Raw genomic sequence first — 22,063 nt, 5'->3', positions numbered from 1 at the left:
ATAGTAAATGAAGGCGGGTAAAGATGGAAAAAATAAATGGAGCTACGTTTAAATTATTAGATGAACTTGAAGATATTATAGATAATGCAGGAAATATTCCGCTATCTAGAAAAGTGGCAGTAGATAAAGAGGAATTACTGGAGATAATAAAAGACATAAAAATCGGTTTGCCTAACCAGTTCAAACAGGCTGAATGGGTAAACAATGAAAAGCAGAAAATACTTGACGATGCACAAAAAGATGCTGACTCCTTGTTAGCGAGAACCCAAACATTTGTTGATGAAAAAGTGAAAGAAAGTGAAATCACTAAATTAGCTCAAGAAAATGCAAATAAAACCTTGCAATTGGCTAATGCAACAGCAGAAGAAATAAAAATAGGTGCAAAAGCTTATGCTATAGAAATGCTTGGTAAATTGCATTCAAATATAGAAAAGATTAACAAGGTAATAGAAGAAAATATTAAAGAACTGGAAGAGTATAACGGATAATAAAAAATTTAAAAAAATACTTAAAAATTTTTAAAATATTCCGATGTATGGAATGAATATTTGTATTTATTGTGCAAATTTTTACAAGGAGGTGGAATATGAAAATACAAGACGTATTGGAACGAAACGGCAATAATGATACTGCTGAACAAGCTGCTGTTATGCAAAGACATAATGAATTACTCAAAGAAATCAAAGAAAAGCAGATGCTAAAGGTAAGAAAAAAAGAGGCAGATGCTAAATCAGAAGAAAAACGTAATTTATTAGAAGAAGATGTAAACACATACACTCAGTCAGTCGAAAGAATTAAGGCGGCAGCCATAGCGGCTGCAGTTGCAAGAGGTCAAGATATCGCAAAGGCTCAAGAAGATTTTTTGATGAGTAAATACCCTGATATGCTAAGTGATGCCACCATAATTAAAAACAGACTTAATAACATCATAAAGCAAATTCAAGGCACTACTACAAAGGAAGATGCTGAAAAGCTATTACAAAATGTTGACGATAAAATCTTAAATATGCCTTATAAAGATGAGGCTCATACACTTTTCGATGAGGCAATAAAAATAATTAATGAAAAATAATTAAAAATAAAAGACGTTTTATGAATTATAGATACTCTACAATTCATAAAACGTCTTTTATTTTTGAGGTTTAAATTACACATAGATTGATATAATTTTTTCAGCTATTTTTAATCCATCAATAGCACTGCTTACTATACCACCGGCATAGCCACTGCCTTCACCTATTGGGTACATATTTTGAAGTGTTACAGAATTATAATTTTCAGGGTCTCTTACTATTCTAACCGGTGCTGAAGTTCTAGTTTCAGGTGCAGTAAGTATTGCATCACCATTAGCAAATATAGGAGCAACTTTTCCAAGTGAGTGCAAAGCTGCTTTCAATGACTCAGTAAGATTTTTTGGATATAGAATTGATAAATTTGTAAGTGTATATCCGATAGGGTAGGTAGGAGAAACTTTACCAAGCTCAGTTGACACATTGTCATTTAAAAAATCTGATAATTTTTGTACTGGAGCTTTGTATCCACCTCCGCCAAGTCTAAAAGCGTCACGCTCTATTTTTCTTTGGAAAGCAATTCCATCAAAAAGATTTGCGCCAAAATCTTTATCGTTTACATTGACAAGTAAGGCGGAATTTGAATTTTTACCGGCTCTTTTACTAAAACTCATACCATTTACTACTAGATGCTCTTTTATAGAAGAAGATGGCAAGACAAACCCACCCGGGCACATACAAAAGGTGTAGACGCTTTTATTTGTTTTTTCTACAGCATTTGTGAAAAAGTATTCTGCCGCCGGCAAATATTTATTATCAGCAGCGTTTTTGTATTGCATTAAATTTATATCGCTTTGTAGATGCTCAATCCTAAATCCTACAGCAAAAGGCTTTTGAGTAAGGGCTACATCGTGAGAGTGTAGCATTTTATAAATCTGTTCGCTACTATGTCCTGTCGCGAATACGACTATAGATACGTCAACTTTTTTGCCATTTAATACTACAGCTCTAATTTTTGAGTTTTCTACGATTATATCTTCAAGTTTTGTATTAAAGTAAACTTTTGCACCGTTTTCAATCATTTTCAGTCTCATATTTTTGACAATCTTAGTCAAAATGTCAGTGCCTATATGAGGTTTTTGGCTATATAATATTTCTTCTTTTGCACCAAATTTGTGAAATATTTCCAAAACCTCAAATCCTCTAGGGTCTTTGCTCCTGCTGGTTAGCTTGCCATCTGAAAATGTACCTGCTCCACCTTCACCAAATTGCACATTGGAGTTTTCATTTAATATGCCTGTTTTTATAAAAGTTTTTACATCAACAGCTCTTTTATCTACATCAGAGCCTTGCTCACATAAAATCACATCATATCCATAGCTAATAAGTTTATAAGCACAAAATAAACCTGCTGGACCCATTCCTACAACTAATATGGGGTTTTCTAATTTTTTGTCGCCTTTTTTTAGAGGGATTTTTGGTTCTTCATTAAAAACACTTATATCTTTGTCAGACAAAAGTTTTTTTGATAGGCTTTTTTCATCGACATTTACCAACAACTTATATACATAATGTATTTGTTCTTTTTTTCTTGCGTCTAAGGATTTTTTTAGGATTTTATATTCAAAATCCTTATTGGATTTTCTTAGCTTGTCATGTATTTTTTGTTGTAATACACTTTCGTCATCAGAAATTGGTAGTTTTATGTTATTTATTGTAATCATATTTTCTCGTTTCAATTTTTATATACTTTATACATGAAAAATGTTTGTTTTATCTTGTCATTCTTACTTATTATTACCTTATATTTATAAGTTAATTCATCAAAATTTTTATCTATTTGAATTTTAATGTCATATCCATCTTTTTTATAATAGGTTTCAAGGTCTGAAAATGTATTAGCGGTTTTTATTTTTTCAGATGCAAATGTCATTATTTTATAAATTTCGTCTTTTTCTACTACTGCTTGTGAATTGTTGTTTATTAGATTGAAGGTTTTAAATATCGGTACAGATAGTATAAGCAAGCAACTAAATGCGATTACTATATCTATTAAAATGTATCCTTTTTTCATATTCTACCTTAATAAGTAGGTAATACTGGTATTACCTTTGTTGTCTATAAATGCTGAATTTATGCTGACATTATTAATTTTTTTAGCTAAATCGTCAGTAAATAAACTGGACTCAAAAACGGTATTTGAACAAGTAAGCTGTACTAGCAATAAGTCGTCTTCGATGCTGGCAGTTTTTGAGATAACGGATATTTGATTTTTTAATATGGTATCATTAAAAATTTTATAGTTTTTTAATGGGTCTGATTTTACAGACACAACTTTTTTGTTACTAGTTGCATTGTTGATATCTTTTTGTAGCATCATATTTTTATATGTATACGGCAGGGTAATAAACAAAATATTTGCTAAAAATATGATTATTAGCAGGAATTCTTTTTTATCTATAGGTTTCATGGCAAACTCCATGTGTAGTAAAAATTTAATCTATGTATTCTAATGTCAAATATTTATCATCATATATATTTATTTTGTTTGGAGATGTTTTTAGTGTATTTGAAATTTCGGCTTGTATTTTTTTAATGTCATCAGATGGCACGATATTTATTTTAATGAGCATTTTATTTTCTTGTATGCTGACCTCTTCTACGTTAGATATATTTTTAAGAGCTTTGAGCCTATTAAAATATGAAAAGCCATTTTTTGTATCTTCTTTAGGCTCTTGAACCTGAGAGATTATTTTTTCATAGCTTTTTTCCATGGAAGAATTTTTTAGTAAAAGTGAGATATTATAAACCAATAATATAATTAAAATTAATATTATGTAAGTTTTTTTCATCTTTGCTCCAAAAATTTAAGAATAATATTTAGTTTATTTTATAAACCCCCAAAGGTAAATGTTCTTTGGGGGTTTATATTTTTTGTTTATTTATTCAAATCATAATTAGAAAATATATAGAACCCTTTTTTAAATGTATGGTTTATAGTACCCTCTCCAACTTTTAATTGGCAGTCATTCATCACATCAAATATAGTGCCATATTTAAGGTCTATGGTTAATATGGTTGTTTTTCTAACGATTAATACTGACACTTTTTTGTCTATATTATTTTCATCGTCAAAATATCTTGTAAAGAAGAAAACATCATCATTTAGATATTTGAATTTAATCTCTCCATCTACAAAAATTCGATTATTTTTTCTTAGTGAAATCAATTTTTTGTATAATTTTAAAATATCTTGGTTTATATTATTCCAAGGGAAGGCTCTCCTACTGTCAGGTGTCATTGCTCCTTGCTGACCTACCTCGTCTGCATAGTAAATGTGAGGTACACCGGCAAAGGTCATTTGCAATGCTAGAGCCGACTTAAAATTATCCATATCAAAATTAAGCATATTTATCAGTCTTGGCACATCGTGAGTGGAAAGAAGGTTCATATTTGCATAAAAAGCCTCTCTAGGATAATTTTCTTTTAACAATTTAAAGTTATCAGTTATCTGTTTGCCACTTATACTACAGTTTAAAAAGTCAATGACATTTGTCCTGAAAGGGTAACCCATTACAGAGTCAAGCTGTTTGCCCATAAAGTATTTTTTTCTTTGAGAATAGGCAATTTTATTTGAGGCATCTTCCCAAACCTCGCCGATTAGCACGCTGTCTTTATTGAAATATTTCATTGAGGATTTAAACTCTTCTACAAATTCTCCATCAAGCTCATCGACTACATCTAATCTCCAGCCATCTACACCAAGTTTCATCCAGTGTGATAATATTGAGTTTTCTTTGCCCATTACAAAATCTCTAAATGTTGGGTTCATGCTGTTTACTTTTGGTAAGGTGGTAAATCCCCACCAGCTTTCGTAGGTCTTTGGATAATCTTTAAAATAGTACCAAGAATAATACATAGAATTTTTATCATTTTGAGCAATTTTGAAATATTCGCTATCGTCACCGGTGTGATTAAAAACGCCATCAAGAATAACGTGCATATTTCTTTTTTTACATTCATCTAATAATCTTTTGAATGTAGGCTCATCCCCGAGCATAGTGTCTATTTTATGGTAATCTTGAGTATTATATTTATGATTAGATGTAGACTGAAAAATAGGGTTGAAATAGATTATATTTACTCCCAACAGCTCTAAATAATCCAATTTTTCTATGACACCTTGAAGATTTCCGCCGTAAAAATCATGTCTTACCAGCTCTTTTTCTTCATTAATTATATTCATAGGGAGGTCATCCCAAGTAGCATAAATAAAGCTATTTGGTTTGTAGTCGATAGGGTGCTTGTATGGATTATAAAATCTGTCAGGAAAAATTTGGTAAACTATGCCATTTTTGTACCAATCAGGTACTTTGTAGTCATCGTATACAGTTAGCTGAAAATCTTGTTCATAGCTGTTTTTCAGTAAATTGTGTTTACTTTTTACATTTATTTGAAAATGATAAAAATATAGAATTGCTCTGTCAGGGATAAATGTAATTTCATATCCTATTTTGTCATTTTTTTGTATACGGTTCATCCATATATACTTATAATCTCCATCATCCGACTTAATTACAAGATAAACCTCTGTGGCATCAGTCACTTCTACAAAGAAATACACCTCAGTATTGGTTTTAACAGCTCCGAAAGGATTTTTGTAGGTTAAATCATAAGAATTATAATACATTATTAATAGATGCCTTTCACATTCCAAATATCCTGTGCATATCTTTTGATAGTTTCATCAGAAGAAAATACACCAGCATTTGCTGTATTGATAAGAGATTTTTTATTCCAAGCTTTTCTTTCTCTATACATAGATTGAATTTGTAGAGATGCCTCGTGATAAGATTCAAAATCTCTTAGTACAAAAAATCTGTCGTTTTCTTTTAGTAAGGAGTCATATAAGTCTATACCGTCATATCCAAGCTTAGGTAAAAATCCATTTACAAGAGAGTCTACTACCATTTTTATATCAGGATTATTTTCATATAGCTCAGATGCGTTGTAGTTATGATTTTTTTGATAATCAAGCACTTCTTGCTTGTTAAGTCCGAAAATAACTATGTTATCATCGCCGACTTGGTCTCTTATTTCAATATTTGCACCATCAAGTGTGGCAAGGGTAATAGCACCATTTAGCATAAGTTTCATATTTGATGTACCTGATGCCTCCATTGTAGCGGTAGAAATCTGCTCACTTACATTTGCTGCCGGAATAATTTTTTCGGCTAAAGAAACATTGTAGTTTGGTACAAAAACTATTTTAATTCTATTTTTAACTCTTGGGTCAGAGTTGATATGAAAAGCTAGTGAATTAATTAATTTTATGACTTTTTTAGCTCTGTAATATGAAGATGCAGCTTTGCCACCGAATATATATGTGGTTGGGTGCATTTTGAAATTAGGGTCTGATATCACTTTGTGGTACATATACAAAATATTTAGAGCATTTAATAATTGTCTCTTGTACTCGTGAAATCTCTTTATTTGGACATCAAAAATAGATTTTGGGTCAATTATTATATTATATTTTTGTCTTACAAAATTAGCAAAGGCCTCTTTTTTGATATTTTTTACCACTTCGATTTTATCAAGCATTATGGGGTCATCAGTGTAATCGTTTAATTTTGCTAAATCAAGTGGATTTTTTCTCCAAGATTCCCCGATAGTATTATCTATCAATGACGCCAGCTCAGGATTTGCCGATTCAATCCATCTTCTATAGGAAACACCGTTTGTTTTATTGTTAAATCTTTCAGGATAGATATTGTATAAATCTTTCATTACTTCTGTTTTAAGTAACTCTGTGTGTAATTTGGCAACGCCATTTGTGGAATAGGACATAATTACAGCAAGGTTTGCCATTCTGACATAGCCTTCACTTATAATAGTTGTATTTTTAAGTGTTTCATGGTCTAAGTTGCTATATTTTTCTAAAAATCTTCTATCTAATTCTTCTATAATCATATAGATTCTAGGGAGGAGGTTCTTTAAAAAGTGAGCAGGCCATTTTTCTAAAGCCTCTTGCATTATTGTATGGTTTGTATAACTTATAGTGTGTTTAGTGATTTCAATTGCTTCATCCCATTCAAGATATTCTTCGTCCATAAGGATTCTCATTAATTCAGGTATACAAAGAGTCGGATGTGTATCGTTGATGTGGATAGCAACTTTATTAGGTATTTCCGATAGAGAAAGTTTAGTTTTCTTAAATTCAGAAATAATGCTTTGCAAACCGGCAGATACAAAGAAATACTCTTGTTTTAATCTTAATAGTTTACCTTCATCGGTTGAGTCATCAGGATATAGCACGTTTGTTATTTTTTTGGTTTCAGTTCTTTTCTCTTCCATTTTTGAGTATTCAATGGAATTGAGTTCACTGTCGTCCAAACTAAGCTCTGCTGACCAAAGTCTTAAAGTATTAACGGTCTTTGCGTCATTACCTATAAGTGGGATATCATATGGTACAGCGTGCACCATATCGTAATTTTCATGAATTGCTCTAGAGTCTTCGTCAAATCTCACAGTACCGCCATATTTTACAATCTGAGTACGATTTTCTTTACGGATTTCCCATGGATTGTCACCTCTTAGCCAGTCATCAGGCCATTCTATTTGATTGCCTTCGCTAAATCTTTGCTCGAACATACCATAATTATATCTAATGCCATTACCATTTACCGGCAAGCCTAGGCACGCACAAGAGTCCATAAAGCAAGCGGCTAATCTACCAAGCCCGCCATTTCCTAGACCCGGCTCTCTTTCAGACTCTATGACTTCGTCTATAGAAAAGTCAAAGTCTTTCAAAATAGACTCTACCATATCATATATATCCAATTTTATAAGGTTTTCTTTAAGTAATCTGCCTGTCATAAATTCCAAAGAAAAATAAAAAACCTGTTTACTCAATTCATTTCTTACGGTGTCCTTATGCTCAACCCATCTATCAGAAATAAGGTGTCTTATAGTTTTTGCTAGAGAGATGTAAACTTCTGTAGCGGAAACAGATTGTATAGATTGAGAATAGTCATTTTTAACTTGTTTGATTAGTTCTTCTTTAAATTGTTCTCTGTCAACTAACATAGAGTCCTCCAATTTATGATGAAATTATTAAACAATAAATACATATACTACATATTCTATTAGAAATAAGTAAAAAAATCAATTTATTTTTGCAATAATGACGAATAATAACATTTTCAAAAAAATTTTTCTTATTGTGATAATAAATTTACATGATATAACTAGATAAATTGGGGGTATAAAGTCTAAAAATTAAACAATAATCATTTGGAGGTTCTATGATAGAAATAAAAAGAGACGACAAGTTTATATATGGATGGGCACAGGCACAGGACGTAATTAAAGTCCATGAATTTATTACCAAAGAATACGAAAAACTCCATAATAAAGATGTTTTTTCAATAGATACTTATAATGAAATGTTTGATGCAGCTTGTAAAAGCGGCTCAATGCTTATGGCATTATCCGGTGATGAAATAGCTGCCATATGGTATGCACAAAAACCAAGTGATGAAAAAAATTATGCAAATGATGTAGATAAATTTGAGATTGATAAAAGTAAGGTAATTCATAACAACGCATCTTTTGTTGCAGAAAAATATAGAGGAAATAAACTGCAAAATAAAATGAGAGCCATGGTTACTGGATACTTAGAAGAACAGGGCTTTACTGTTTTTATGGGTACGGTATCACCACATAATATACATTCGTACAAAAATATTTTAGACTCAGGATATTATTTAGTAGCGTTCAAAATGAAATATAAATCTGCAGAAAATCCAAACGGTTTAGAAAGATATATAACATATAAGTCGATAGACAAACAACTTGAATTTAATGATAATGAAATAAAAATTAAAGGTGAAGATGTAATAAAAGCACAGGAGCTTTTTAATAACGGGTATATCGGCACATATGTTACTGATGATGATATGATTATATTCAAGCAATTAGCTTAATTTCTTTTATAAAAAGGTTTTGCACAATCTATATATTTATAGAAGTTGCAAAACTTTTTATTTGATATAAAAAATGAATTCAACTTATAGATAAATATTTTGTAAAAATACATCGAATTTGTATCAATTATTTTTAAATGGTATAATATAAACAAAACAAATTAAAAATCGGTTATTTATATATTGAGGTTAAAATGGATTTTAAAGTAGTATCGCCTTACAGTATGGCAGGAGACCAAGAGCAGGCTGTAAATGTAATGGCTGAGTCAATTAAATCAGGAAATAAATTTCAAACTCTACTAGGTGTTACAGGCTCAGGTAAAACTTTTACTATGGCAAATGTAATACAAAAAGTTAAAAAGCCTACTTTAGTTATCACACATAACAAGACATTAGCCGCTCAGCTTTACAGTGAATTTAAAGAATTTTTCCCTGAAAATGCTGTAGAATATTTTGTAAGCTATTACGATTATTATCAACCTGAGGCGTATGTACCGCACAGTGACACCTATATAGAAAAAGACTCTGCAATAAATGATGAGATAGATAAATTAAGACATAGTGCCACAGCGGCAATATTAGAAAGAAAAGATACAGTTATAATTGCATCAGTTTCATGTATATACGGTTTAGGTGACCCTGATGAATATTTTGGTATGATGGTTAGCCTTAGACCGAGGCAAAATAAAGACAGAGACGAAGTTATCAAGCAATTAATTGAAATACAATATGAAAGAAATGATGTAAACTATACTAGAGGCACATTTAGAGTAAGAGGGGATATTGTAGAAATTTTACCTGCCAACACTGATGAAAGAGGTATAAGGGTAGAATTTTTTGGTGATGAAATAGAACAGATTTCAGAAATAAATTATCTAACCGGTGATACAATCGGCATTAGAGACCATGTATCTATTTTCCCAGCATCTCACTATGTAACCAGCAAAGACAAGCTGGAAAGAGCCATAGCAGGCATTGAGCAGGAATTAAAAGACAGAATTAAATATTTTGAAGAGAACAATATGCTTTTAGAGGCTCAAAGAATAACTCAAAGGACAAAATATGATATAGAAATGCTAAAAGAAATTGGCACTTGTAAGGGTATAGAAAACTACTCAAGACATTTGACAGACAGGTTGCCCGGACAAAGACCATTTACATTGATTGACTTCTTTAAAAAGGATTTTTTAATCATAATGGACGAGTCTCACGTAATGTTACCACAATTGCACGCAATGTACGAAGGTGACAGGTCAAGAAAACAAACTCTAATAGACTATGGCTTTAGATTACCATCGGCTTATGACAACAGACCACTAAAATTTGAAGAGTTTGAAGATATAATAAATCAGGTGATGTTTGTTTCCGCAACCCCAGGTAAATATGAAATGGAGCATACCCAGCAGTTTGCAGAGCAAATTATAAGACCTACAGGATTGCTTGACCCAATAATTGAAATTAAACCAGTTGAAGGTCAGATTGATGATTTGATATCTCAAATAAATATTAGAGCAGAAAAAAATGAGAGAGTATTAGTCACTACATTAACCAAAAAAATGGCGGAAAAGCTCACGGATTATTTGGAAAATGCAGGTATTAAAGTAGCTTATCTTCACTCAGATGTAGAAACCTTGGATAGAATAAAAATTATAAGAGACCTACGAATGAAAAAGTACGATGTTTTAGTAGGTATAAATTTATTAAGAGAAGGGCTTGATTTACCTGAGGTTTCATTAGTAGCAATCATAGATGCGGATAAAGAAGGATTTTTGCGTTCACAGACTTCATTGATACAAACAATAGGTAGAGCCGCAAGAAATGAAAACGGCAGGGTAATAATGTACGCAGACAGAATTACAGACTCAATGAGAGCAGCTATAGATGAAACTAATAGACGTAGAGCTATCCAAGCTGAATTTAATAAACAGCATAACATTACACCTAAGACCGTTTACAAAGAAGTGAGAGACTTAATTGTAGCCACAAAGGTAGCTGAGGACTCTCCAAAATATCAGGTCAGAGACCTAATGAAAATAGAAGAACTGAAAAAGACTGTTATAGAGCTTACAGAAAAAATGTACGAATATTCAGAAAATCTTGAGTTTGAAAAAGCTGCTGATTTAAGAGACAAGATTAGAGAAATAGAGGCAAAAATTAAATAATTACGTTTAAAGCGAAATATGTTATAATATTATTCATTGTTATTTTAAATAATAATTATTTCATTATTAAGTGAATGTTTTATAAATGTAGATATTTTCTACGAAAGGGAAAAATGAACGACAAGATAATTATTAAGGGAGCTAGGGAAAATAATCTAAAAAATATTGACCTAGAAATACCTAGAGATAAATTCGTTGTATTTACAGGATTGTCAGGCTCAGGCAAATCCTCTTTAGCCTTTGATACAATTTATTCTGAAGGTCAAAGAAGATATGTGGAAAGCATTTCTGCTTATGCTAGACAATTTTTAGATAAAGTAGATAAACCGGATGTGGAATATATTGAAGGCTTGTCACCTGCAATCGCCATTGACCAAAAAACAACCTCAAACAATCCAAGGTCTACAGTAGGCACAGTCACAGAGATATATGATTATATGAGATTGCTATTTGCAAATGTAGGCACGCCACATTGTCCGATATGCGGCAAAGAAATATCAAAGCTAACAGTACAAGAAATAGTAGGTAAAATTTTAGACTATGAATTAGGCACAAAAATACAAGTTATTGCACCGGTGATTAGAGGTAAAAAAGGTAGCCATCAAAAAATTTTAGAAGGAATAAAAAAAGATGGCTACATGAGAATGAAAATAGATGGTGAGCAACATACTGTAGAAGAAAAAATAGAGCTTGAAAAGACAAAGAAACATGATATTTCAGTAATAATTGATAGGTTAGTCATAAAAGAAGGCTTGGAAAAAAGGCTTACCGACTCTGTAGAGACTGCTCTAAAATTAGGAGACGGACTTGTTGTAATAGATATTATTGGAGATAAAGAAATAACTTATTCAACAAAGCTGGCTTGTATTTACCATGATGTGGCTATACCTGATTTATCTGCGGCGATGTTTTCGTTTAACAATCCACTTGGAGCGTGCCCACATTGTAGTGGACTAGGTAGCGTTTATAAGGTTGAACCATCTCTAGTAGTTCCGAATGAAGATAAGACTTTGCGTGAAGGAGCCATAGAGGCGTGGGATACATCTGACTCTGATAAAGAAAGTGGCTATTATTTCAAATTATTACAAGCTTTTGCAAAGAAAAATAAAATATCTATGGATATACCATACAAGGATTTACCGGAGGATTTTAAAGACAAATTAATGAATGGCTCACAAGAGATTTTAGAATTCGACTTTGACAGCAGATTTGGCGGTAAAAGACAGCATAAGTCTAATTTTGAAGGCATATTGCCAAACCTTGAAAGAAGATATCGTAATTCATCATCAAACTTAGTCAAAGAAAAAATAGAAAAATATATAGTACAAATGCCTTGCCCATCTTGTCATGGAGCTAGATTAAATGATTTAATACTTGCCGTAACAGTGGGCGGTCAAAATATTTATCAAGTTACGCAAAAATCTATCGAAGATTTGCTTGACTATATGAAAAATTTAACTTTAACAAATAAACAACAAATCATAAGCAAAGAAATATTAAAAGAAATAAAAAATAGGGCGACCTTTTTGTCTAATGTAGGACTAGATTATCTAACTCTTTCTAGGACAGCGGGCACTTTATCCGGTGGTGAGTCACAAAGGATTAGATTAGCTAATCAAATAGGCTCAGCTTTAGTTGGAGTTTTGTATGTACTTGATGAGCCATCAATAGGCTTGCATCAAAAAGACAATGATATGTTGCTCCAAGCTCTTAGAAATTTAACAGATGCCGGGAATACTTTGATAGTAGTGGAGCATGACGAGGATACCATAAAGTCTGCCGATTATGTAGTAGATATTGGTCCTGGAGCAGGTGTTTACGGAGGAGAGATTGTTGCACAAGGCTCAGTTGAGGATTTAAAAAAATCACAAAGGTCAATTACAGGAGATTATTTAGCAGGAAGAAAAACTATAGAAGTACCTAAAAAAAGAAGAAAAATTGAAAATGGATTTATTTCTATAAAAAAAGCCTCAGAAAATAATTTAAAAGATATTGATGTAGATATACCTTTAGGCGTATTTACTTGTGTAACTGGGGTATCAGGTTCAGGTAAAAGTACCTTAGTAAATGAAGTATTATTTAAAGCAGCATCGAAAAAAATCTACAAGAGTAGAACAATACCCGGTAAGCATGAGCATATACTTGGTTTGGAAAAAATAGATAAGGTTGTAGACATCGACCAATCTCCAATAGGCAGAACACCAAGGTCAAATCCAGCCACATACACAGGAGTATTTGACAGCATAAGAGATGTATTTGCTACTATGCCGGAGGCAAAGGAAAGAGGATATAGTAAAGGACGATTTTCCTTTAATGTTAAAGGTGGAAGATGCGAAGCTTGCAAAGGTGACGGAATAATAAAGATTGAAATGCACTTTTTGCCTGATGTTTATGTGCCATGTGAAGTATGTAACGGTACAAGATTTAACAGCGAGACTTTAAAAGTAACTTACAAGGGTAAAAATATTTCAGATGTACTAAATATGGATGTCAAAACTGCTGTAGAATTTTTTGATGTGCATACAAAAATAAAAAGAAGACTTCAAAGATTAATGGACGTTGGACTATCCTACATCAAATTAGGTCAACCATCTACAGAATTATCAGGTGGAGAGGCACAAAGGGTAAAATTAGCCACTGAACTTTCCAAGGTTTCAACAGGCAATACTCTATATATACTTGATGAGCCAACTACAGGTCTGCATATGCACGATGTAAAGATGCTTATAAAAGTATTGCAAGAATTGACTGACTTAGGCAATACTGTTGTAGTTATAGAGCATAACCTTGATATGATAAAATCTTGTGATTATATAATAGACTTAGGACCTGAAGGAGGAGTAGGAGGAGGAGAAATTGTAGCAACAGGCACTCCTGAGGATGTAGCAAAGTCTAAAAAATCTTATACCGGAAAATATTTAAAACCTTTATTAAAAAAATAATGGAGAAAAAAATGAAAAGAAAATTATTAATTGCATTAACTTCAATTGCATTGATTTTTACTTTTGGATGCTCTAACAATGATAAAAAAACACAAACCTCCGATGAAAAAAGTAAAACAGAGGCAACTACTGAAAACAAAGAAACAGACGACAAGTCACAACAATCTGAAACTGAAAAAAATCAAGCTAAAGTAGAAAAATCTCCAATTTTTCAAGAAAACAACAATATAACAAACGAAAAGCAGAGTTTGGCTGGAATTTACTATAAGGAGGCTAATCCTATAGTTTTTTCTGATACAATTACAAATGATGATGTTAAAAGCTATTTACAAAAAAATAATAGTCCTATCATAAATCAAGTGACACAACCATTGACAATTTTTACAGAAAATGGGAAAATTGTTGATGTTAAAATTGCCCCAAGTATTACAGTAGATGGAAAATATGTGGGATTAGTAGATAATACTACAGCAGAATTTGAAACGGGACAAAAAACATTTAGATTAAATATAACCGATGAACAAATGAATACCTTGGAGAGTCTAAACGAAAATCAATTATTATCATTAAATATAGTAAGCCCTAAGGATAACTCCAACGCATTACTATATTCATTCACACAAAAATAAGAGGTAATAAATGTTTGAATTAGCTGAAATAGAATATTTACAAAGTTATATGATAAGGCTCTCAAGCTACGAAAATGAGCCAGTAATATCAAATTTTGACATAGACTCTGATGATGATATAACCTTGTCATTTATAGAAAAAACTATAACTAACTTAATGCTGTCTGATGAAATGAAATCAGGCTCATTTATCACTGATGATGAAAGATGCAGTAAAGCATACAAGCTTTTATTAGAATTATCAACAGATTTGCCAAAACTAAAAACTTGTGCTAATGAAATTGCCCAAGAATACTATACTTTAGTTGTAAATAACGACAAAGTAGCCTCAGGAGATTTGATAATTACTCTTTTTCAAATGGAAAGGAGTAATTATCTAGGTTTCTTTAAATACAACCACAAGAATATGTATGTGACAAATTTAATAAAAAACAAGGGAGCAAATAATATCAACATAGTAGAACTCACCTCCCTTATAACCAGTGAACGACACAAGGCTGACGAAGGCTTTATATTAAATCTGAACAACTTTGAAATGGCAATAATCGACAAAAAATATGAGATAAATTCTGAAAATCAGTGGATTTATAAAGACGTGCTTTTACTCCTAGAAACAGAGCATTCTCAAAAAGAAAAATTTGATATTTTTAACAAGGTTACAAAAAATATAGAAAAAAAATATCTTTTAGGCGATGTAGAAAAAACTGCCAGCTTGAAAAAGGCTGTAAAGGACGTAGTTGATGACGGTACAATCCTTATAGAAGAAGTAGTAAATCAAGCTTTTGACAAAACATCAGAAATGAATGAGCTATATAAAGATGCCCTAGGTAGAAGTGGCATAGAAATGACAGATAAAATTGAAGTAAAAGAAACAGTCTTAAAAAGTAAATTTGAAAGACAAAAAATAAAAACTGAAACGGGAATAGAAATAAATATACCTATCGACTATTATTCTGACGCATCTAAGGTAGAATTTTTACCAGATGAAGATGGAACAGTTTCAATATTAATAAAAAATATAAAAAATTTATCAATATAAAATAATAAATTTGAGCAGGAGTAAATCTTTGAGTAAGATAAAAAATACAAGAAATTTCAGCATAATTGCTCATATAGACCATGGCAAATCCACTTTAGCAGATAGACTTATTGAGCAAACAGGTACAGTGCAAAAACGTGACATGAAAGACCAACTTTTAGACAACATGGACTTAGAACGAGAAAGAGGAATAACAATAAAGCTCCAAACCATACATCTTACATACACCGCAAGAGATGGAGAAAAATATTTTTTAAACCTTATAGATACCCCAGGTCATGTCGATTTTAATTATGAAGTGTCTAGGAGTTTAGCGGCTTGTGAGGGTGCAGTTTTGGTAGTAGACGCATCTCAAGGCGTAGAGGCTCAGACTTTGGCAAATGTTTATTTAGCATTAGACCAAAATCTTGAAATATTACCGGTAATAAATAAAATTGACCTTCCAAGTGCAAATCCTCAAATGGTAAAAAAAGAAATTGAAGACGTAATAGGATTGGATACATCAGATGCACCATTGATTTCAGCAAAGAGTGGACTAAATATAGAGGATGTATTAGAAGGTATAGTTAAAAACGTACCAGCACCTAATGGTGATAGCAAAAAACCATTAAAAGCATTAATTTTCGACTCATACTATGACGCATACAAAGGCGTAATCTCCTATGTGAGAGTATTTGATGGTACAGTCAAAAAAGGCGACACCATTTTGATGATGAATACTAAGGCTAGCTTTGAAGTAACAGAGGTGGGTATAATATCTCCAACACACATAAGCGTAGATACTCTTGAGGCTGGGGACGTTGGATACATTGCAGCCTCAATAAAAGACATCAGGTCATCAAGGGTAGGAGATACAATAACTCTGCTTGAAAATCCTACTGACAATCCATTCCCCGGATATAAAAAGGTAACTCCAATGGTTTATTGCGGGGTTTATCCTGCTGAGGGTGAAAAATATGAGAACGTAAGAGATGCACTGGATAAACTTCAGGTAAATGATGCCTCTTTAGAATTTGAACCTGAGTCATCTATTGCCTTAGGCTTTGGGTTCAGATGTGGTTTCTTAGGTCTTTTACACATGGAAATTATCCAAGAAAGATTAGAAAGGGAGTTTGACCTAGATATTATTACTACAGCACCATCTGTAACATATAAGGTAAATAAAGTAGACGGAACGACTATTTATATACAAAATCCGGATAATCTACCACAACAAACAGAAATTTCCAGCATAGAAGAGCCTATAGTAAATGGTGATATAATTGTGCCAAAAGATTATGTAGGACAAGTAATGGAGCTTTGCCAAAATAAAAGAGGTACAATGAAAAATATGGAATATCTTGATGAAACAAGGGTGATTTTACATTATGATTTACCATTAAACGAAGTGATATATGACTTTTTTGATGCACTAAAATCCAGAACTAGAGGGTACGGGTCTATAGATTATGAGTTTAAAGAATTTGTAAAATCCGATTTAGTTAAGCTGGATATCTTAATCAATAAAGAAAAAGTTGATGCCCTTTCATTTATAGTACATGAGTCTGTAGCTGCCAGCAGAGGTAGACAAATGTGCGAAAAATTAAAAGGCGAAATCCCAAAACACCAGTTCCCGGTACCAATACAAGCTGCAGTAGGTGCGAAAATTGTTGCAAGAGAAACAATATCAGCCTATAGGAAAGATGTGCTTGCAAAATGCTATGGCGGTGACATCAGCAGAAAGAGAAAATTGCTTGAAAAGCAAAAAGAAGGAAAAAAACGTATGAGACAGATTGGGAATGTTGATATTCCGCAAAAAGCATTTATGTCAGTATTAAAATTAGACTCTGATTAAATAGATTAAAATGTTGAAAATTATTAGTTTTATTCAAATGGATTTAAGTTAAAAGTTTTATTTTCTTTACAAAGTATAAAAGGAATGGTATAATAACTTTGAATTTAAAAAAACTGAATTATTTAGGAGGATATTATGGCTTATAAAATTGATGATACTTGCATCAGCTGTGGACAATGTGAACCTGAATGCCCTGTAAACTGCATATCTGCTGGGGACTCTCAATACGTTATTGATGCTTCTGCATGTATAGATTGCGGTTCATGTTCAAGTGTCTGTCCAGTAGACGCACCTAAACCAGAATAATAATACTTATAATAAAAACCGATGTTAAAACGCATCGGTTTTTATTTTGTGTAAAAAATTTTTAATTAAAAAATTAGCTTTTGTAAATCATTGATATTAATTTTATATATGCTTTGTTTAAATTTTAGCAAATTTTCGATTTTTATTTTATAATTTTCAAAAATGTGATATAATAATCCATCATTATGTGAATTTGTGATTTATAGAGGTTTGATATGAATATAAAAATTGATACACAATTTCATAACTTCCAAGGTCCATCTAGCAATTATTATAATGCAATGGATAGGTTTGAAGATATTTTAAAATATAAAATGAATGGGCTAGATATCCCTCAGATAGAAACACAAACAAATGAAAACCCTGTGATTTTTGGTAGTAATGACTACAGTTCAAATAATCAAAGTCCAATTTTTGAAAATGATAGCTTAAATACTTATAATACTGAATTATCTACAAATAATTTGGCAGCCGCATCGCCATACGCCAATGTTTTTGGCAATTCACATATTTCATCATTTGATACTAACGATATTAGAAAAAAATCAAATGTTACAGCTGCACAAATTGATGAAAAATTACAAGGCACTCCATTAAATGGATTAGGCTCATATTTTAAAAGAGCTGAAGAAATTTATGGTGTTAACGCATTGATTTTGACTGCGATTGCTAAGCTTGAGTCCGGCAATGGCAATAGTGCTATTGCAAGAAACAAAAATAATTTATTTGGATTTGGTGCGTATGACAGGTCGCCATATGAAAGTGCAAGAAGTTATGCAACAAAGCAAGATAGTATTTATGACGTTGCAAAGCACCTTTCGACCAATTACCTTAGAGCAGGCGGGATGTATTTTAATGGGTACTCCTTAGATGGAGTAAATGTTAGATATTCAACTAATAAGAATTGGGCAAATTCAGTTTCTAGGATTGCAAATGAATTAGTAAATTAGAGATAAAATATTATTAAATAATTCATTTGTTTATGAATAGGAGTAGTGCCTTGAGAAAAACCAGGTCGCAGAGAATAAAAGAACATAGAGCTCAAAGAATACAAAGAGCCATAGATGTAATTGAAGGAAGAGATTATTTTAAGCCAAAAATGTCTAGGACATTTAAAATAATGTTTTTTATGCTTTCTGCAATTCTGATTTATATATTTATGAAATCTAGGTTTATAAATATCCCAAATATGGGTTTTAGTTTAAATGAGTATGAGACTAGATATGAACAATTTTTGATTGAAGAGTCTTATAATTTTATCTATGATAAAAATATAAGAGAGATTATACGAAACAATGATGAATATTCCATAGTACAAAACAGCACTAAGGAGTCCTCATCATTGATAGCGATGTATGGAAATAAAAAAATGGTTAGTAGACTTGCAGTAGTGGGTAAATTGACCAATAATAAAGCGGTTTTTTTTAAAGCTTTTGGAGAAAATGTTATATTTACTTATGCTACTGTTGGAAATATATCTTATGACAAAGCTTTACAAGACCTCCAAAAGATAGGGTTTATAGACGAGGATAAAAACTTTATTGATAAAAATCGTAATGTCAAGGTGAATTTTGACGATTTAACGATGATGTATTTTAAAAATAATGAAAATTATGTTTTGAACATTGAAAATAAAAATTAAGAAGGAGCTATAGAATTTGCCTGAATTATCAGTAAAACAAAGCGGTAGGCTTACTGGAGAGGTTCAGATTAGCGGAGCAAAAAATGCTGTTCTTCCTATAATTGCTGCTACACTTTTGGTTGACGGTATTAGTGTAATAAAGGGTGTTCCTAGGCTAAAGGATGTAGATGTAATATGTGAGTTGTTGACTTACCTAGGAGCTAAAATAAAATTTACAGACGATACACTTGAGATAGATGCTACTGAAATAACAACAATAGAAGCACCATATGAGCTGGTAAGTAAGATGAGAGCCTCATTTGTAGTAATGGGGCCACTGCTAGCAAGATTTAAAAGAACTACAATTTCAATGCCTGGGGGGTGTCCTATAGGTGCAAGACCGATTGATTTACACTTAAAAGGATTTAGAGCTCTAAATGCCAATGTAGACGTGGACCATGGATATATAGATGCCTCAGCTCTGAAATTGATTGGAGGAAAAGTTTATTTAGACTTTCCATCAGTTGGAGCAACAGAAAATATAATGATGGCTGCTGTACTTGCTGAAGGAAATACAGTTATAGAAAATGCTGCAGAAGAGCCTGAAATAGTTGACCTAGCAAATTTCTTAAACGAAATTGGCGGCAAGGTAAGAGGTGCTGGTACTAATACAATTAAAATTTCAGGAGTCGCATCTCTACATCCTGCAGAACATACTGTTATACCGGATAGGATAGAGGCTGGTACTTTTATGGTTGCCTCCGCTATGACTAGAGGAGATATAATAATTTCAAATGTAATTAGCGATCACTTGCGACCTGTAATAGCTAAGCTTTATGAGGTTGGCTGTAAAATTGACGAACAAAGTGATTTTATTAGGGTTGTTGGACCTGATGTAATAAGTGCTACTGATATAAAAACAATGCCACATCCAGGTTTTCCGACTGATATGCAGTCCATATTTATGGCTATGTTATGCAAAGCCAATGGGAGCTCAGTAGTTACAGAAACAGTTTTTGAAAATAGATTTATGCACGTTGCCGAACTTAAAAGAATGGGTGCTGACATAAAAATAGAAGGAAAATCTGCGGTTGTAACTGGTGTAGACCGAATGGAAGGTGCAAAAGTCAAGGCAACAGACTTGAGAGCAGGTGCATCTTTAATATTAGCAGGTCTTGTATCTAAGGGTGAGACTAGAATATCTGATATATATCATATCGAAAGAGGATATGTTGATGTAGTTCAAAAAATCACTTCCTTAGGAGGAATTATAGAGAAGATTGATTAATCTTTAATAGTTTTTATTTGCATTTATTTTGATTTAATTAAAAAGGGAGATTTAATAATGGGTATTTCACCTGATATAGGTATAGATTTAGGTACGTCATCAGTTTTAGTATATGTAAAAGGAAAGGGAATAGTTCTTCAAGAACCATCTGTAGTTGCCTTGGATACAAATACAGGAAAGGTGCTAAAAGTTGGCGAAGAAGCACAAAAAATGATAGGTAGAACCCCTGACCACATAAAGGCTGTCAGACCTTTAAAAGATGGAGTAATATCTGACTATGACATGACCGAAAAAATGTTAAAAAGCTTTTTACAAAAGGTTACCGGAGGAGTAGGGCTATTTAAGTTTTTTAAGCCTAAGATAATAGTTTGTGTACCATCAGGGGTAACAGAGGTAGAAAAAAGAGCTGTAAAAGATGCTACAAGTGTTGCCGGAGCAAGAGAAGTGTATTTAATAGAAGAACCTATTGCCGCAGCCATAGGAGCAGGCATAGATATATCACAACCTAGTGGTTCGATGATAGTAGATATAGGAGGAGGAACTGCTGATGTTGCTGTAATTTCATTAGGCAGTATAGTAGAAAGCACTTCTATAAAAATGGCTGGTGACAAATTTGATGAAGCTATTGGCAAATATATGAAAAAACAACATAATCTGTTAATAGGTGAGAGAACAGCCGAAGAAATAAAAATAAATATAGGCTCTGCATTTGAAAGAGAAAAAGATGTATTTATGGATGTTAGAGGCAGAAATCAGATAAATGGTTTACCTGAAACTGTAAAAATTTCTTCTGCAGAATCATTTGAGGCACTTAAAGAAAGTGTAATTCAAATTGCAGATGCAGTTCACTCTGTATTAGAAAGAACCCCACCTGAGCTTTCTGCCGACATATCCGATAAAGGTATACTAATGACAGGTGGAGGCTCTTTGCTATGGGGACTAGATAGACTAATTGAGGCTAGAACCGGTATAAAAGTATATATAGCAGAGGATGCAGTCTCTTGTGTTGCAAAGGGCACTGGAGAGTCTTTAAAAGAACTGGATACTCTTTCTAAAGCAGCAAGAAAAGAATAATTAAATAATAAATTATATTTGTCTAAATATACTATGGACTTGTGTTTTAAAATCTATAGTATATTTTGGCTTATATAAATCATTATTTAAAAAAATATAAAATAAATACACTTTTTACTAAAAAAACGTTGTATTTTGCCGATAAAATTACAAGGACAAATTTTATCTTG

General features: G+C 32.2%; 19 protein-coding genes. 13 read left to right on the top strand and 6 right to left on the bottom strand.

Features of this window, described 5'->3' with window-relative positions:
- Positions 1-23 precede the first annotated feature (23 nt).
- Entirely contained in the window at positions 24-488 is a 465-nt protein-coding gene (locus BBG48_RS02500) for an ATPase (protein WP_068914136.1), read from the top strand.
- Positions 489-586: 98 nt separating this feature from the next.
- Positions 587-1,072, top strand: coding sequence for a hypothetical protein (locus BBG48_RS02495; protein WP_068914137.1), 486 nt, complete (start codon positions 587-589; stop codon positions 1,070-1,072).
- Positions 1,073-1,147: 75 nt separating this feature from the next.
- On the opposite strand, the gene BBG48_RS02490 is transcribed toward BBG48_RS02495, so the two are convergent.
- The 6 genes from BBG48_RS02490 to BBG48_RS02465 all read right to left on the bottom strand — a co-directional run bounded on the left by BBG48_RS02490 (position 1,148) and on the right by BBG48_RS02465 (position 8,099).
- The gene (locus BBG48_RS02490) at positions 1,148-2,734 is read right to left on the bottom strand and encodes an NAD(P)/FAD-dependent oxidoreductase (RefSeq protein ID WP_068914138.1); all 1,587 of its coding nucleotides are present in this window, start codon (positions 2,732-2,734) and stop codon (positions 1,148-1,150) included.
- Positions 2,735-2,745: 11 nt separating this feature from the next.
- Complete coding sequence (locus BBG48_RS02485; RefSeq protein ID WP_068914139.1) at positions 2,746-3,084, bottom strand: hypothetical protein; 339 nt, start codon at positions 3,082-3,084, stop codon at positions 2,746-2,748.
- A gap of 3 nt (positions 3,085-3,087) precedes the next feature.
- On the bottom strand, positions 3,088-3,480 hold the full coding sequence (locus BBG48_RS02480; protein ID WP_068914140.1) for a hypothetical protein: 393 nt from the start codon (positions 3,478-3,480) through the stop codon (positions 3,088-3,090).
- Positions 3,481-3,505: 25 nt separating this feature from the next.
- Positions 3,506-3,862, bottom strand: coding sequence for a hypothetical protein (locus BBG48_RS02475; RefSeq protein ID WP_068914141.1), 357 nt, complete (start codon positions 3,860-3,862; stop codon positions 3,506-3,508).
- An 86-nt stretch (positions 3,863-3,948) separates the two neighbouring features.
- Positions 3,949-5,700, bottom strand: a complete 1,752-nt coding sequence (locus tag BBG48_RS02470; RefSeq protein WP_068914142.1) for a glycoside hydrolase family 13 protein — start codon at positions 5,698-5,700, stop codon at positions 3,949-3,951.
- 2 nt (positions 5,701-5,702) lie between these two features.
- Positions 5,703-8,099: a glycogen/starch/alpha-glucan phosphorylase gene (locus BBG48_RS02465; RefSeq protein WP_068914143.1), complete on the bottom strand. Its 2,397-nt coding sequence runs from the start codon at positions 8,097-8,099 to the stop codon at positions 5,703-5,705.
- Positions 8,100-8,317: 218 nt separating this feature from the next.
- On the opposite strand from BBG48_RS02465, the gene BBG48_RS02460 reads away from it, so the two are divergent.
- The 11 genes from BBG48_RS02460 (at position 8,318) to mreB (ending at position 21,893) form a co-directional block, all read left to right on the top strand.
- A complete protein-coding gene (locus tag BBG48_RS02460) occupies positions 8,318-8,998 on the top strand; it encodes a hypothetical protein (RefSeq protein ID WP_068914144.1) in 681 nt (226 codons plus the stop codon).
- 194 nt (positions 8,999-9,192) lie between these two features.
- Positions 9,193-11,160: an excinuclease ABC subunit UvrB gene (gene uvrB / locus BBG48_RS02455; protein ID WP_068914145.1), complete on the top strand. Its 1,968-nt coding sequence runs from the start codon at positions 9,193-9,195 to the stop codon at positions 11,158-11,160.
- 113 nt (positions 11,161-11,273) lie between these two features.
- Positions 11,274-14,102: an excinuclease ABC subunit UvrA gene (gene uvrA / locus BBG48_RS02450; protein WP_068914146.1), complete on the top strand. Its 2,829-nt coding sequence runs from the start codon at positions 11,274-11,276 to the stop codon at positions 14,100-14,102.
- Between the two features lie 11 nt (positions 14,103-14,113).
- Positions 14,114-14,731 (top strand): hypothetical protein, encoded by a 618-nt coding sequence (locus BBG48_RS02445; RefSeq protein ID WP_068914147.1) that lies wholly within the window; start codon positions 14,114-14,116, stop codon positions 14,729-14,731.
- 10 nt (positions 14,732-14,741) lie between these two features.
- Positions 14,742-15,770 (top strand): nucleoid-associated protein, encoded by a 1,029-nt coding sequence (locus BBG48_RS02440; RefSeq protein ID WP_068914148.1) that lies wholly within the window; start codon positions 14,742-14,744, stop codon positions 15,768-15,770.
- Positions 15,771-15,798: 28 nt separating this feature from the next.
- Positions 15,799-17,604, top strand: a complete 1,806-nt coding sequence (gene lepA / locus BBG48_RS02435; RefSeq protein WP_068914149.1) for a translation elongation factor 4 — start codon at positions 15,799-15,801, stop codon at positions 17,602-17,604.
- 135 nt (positions 17,605-17,739) lie between these two features.
- The gene (locus BBG48_RS02430) at positions 17,740-17,910 is read left to right on the top strand and encodes a DUF362 domain-containing protein (protein ID WP_068914150.1); all 171 of its coding nucleotides are present in this window, start codon (positions 17,740-17,742) and stop codon (positions 17,908-17,910) included.
- 215 nt (positions 17,911-18,125) lie between these two features.
- The gene (locus BBG48_RS02425) at positions 18,126-18,860 is read left to right on the top strand and encodes a glucosaminidase domain-containing protein (RefSeq protein ID WP_068914151.1); all 735 of its coding nucleotides are present in this window, start codon (positions 18,126-18,128) and stop codon (positions 18,858-18,860) included.
- A 50-nt stretch (positions 18,861-18,910) separates the two neighbouring features.
- Positions 18,911-19,552, top strand: coding sequence for a hypothetical protein (locus tag BBG48_RS02420; protein ID WP_068914152.1), 642 nt, complete (start codon positions 18,911-18,913; stop codon positions 19,550-19,552).
- Positions 19,553-19,568: 16 nt separating this feature from the next.
- Positions 19,569-20,819, top strand: coding sequence for a UDP-N-acetylglucosamine 1-carboxyvinyltransferase (gene murA, locus BBG48_RS02415; protein WP_068914153.1), 1,251 nt, complete (start codon positions 19,569-19,571; stop codon positions 20,817-20,819).
- 57 nt (positions 20,820-20,876) lie between these two features.
- Complete coding sequence (gene mreB / locus BBG48_RS02410; RefSeq protein ID WP_068914154.1) at positions 20,877-21,893, top strand: rod shape-determining protein MreB; 1,017 nt, start codon at positions 20,877-20,879, stop codon at positions 21,891-21,893.
- The last annotated feature ends 170 nt before the right edge of the window (positions 21,894-22,063 follow it).

Source organism: Criibacterium bergeronii (assembly GCF_001693775.2).
Lineage (GTDB): Bacteria > Bacillota > Clostridia > Peptostreptococcales > Filifactoraceae > Peptoanaerobacter > Peptoanaerobacter bergeronii.
The sequence above is the reverse complement of the archived record's forward strand: the minus strand, read 5'-3'. Positions and strand labels throughout refer to the sequence as shown.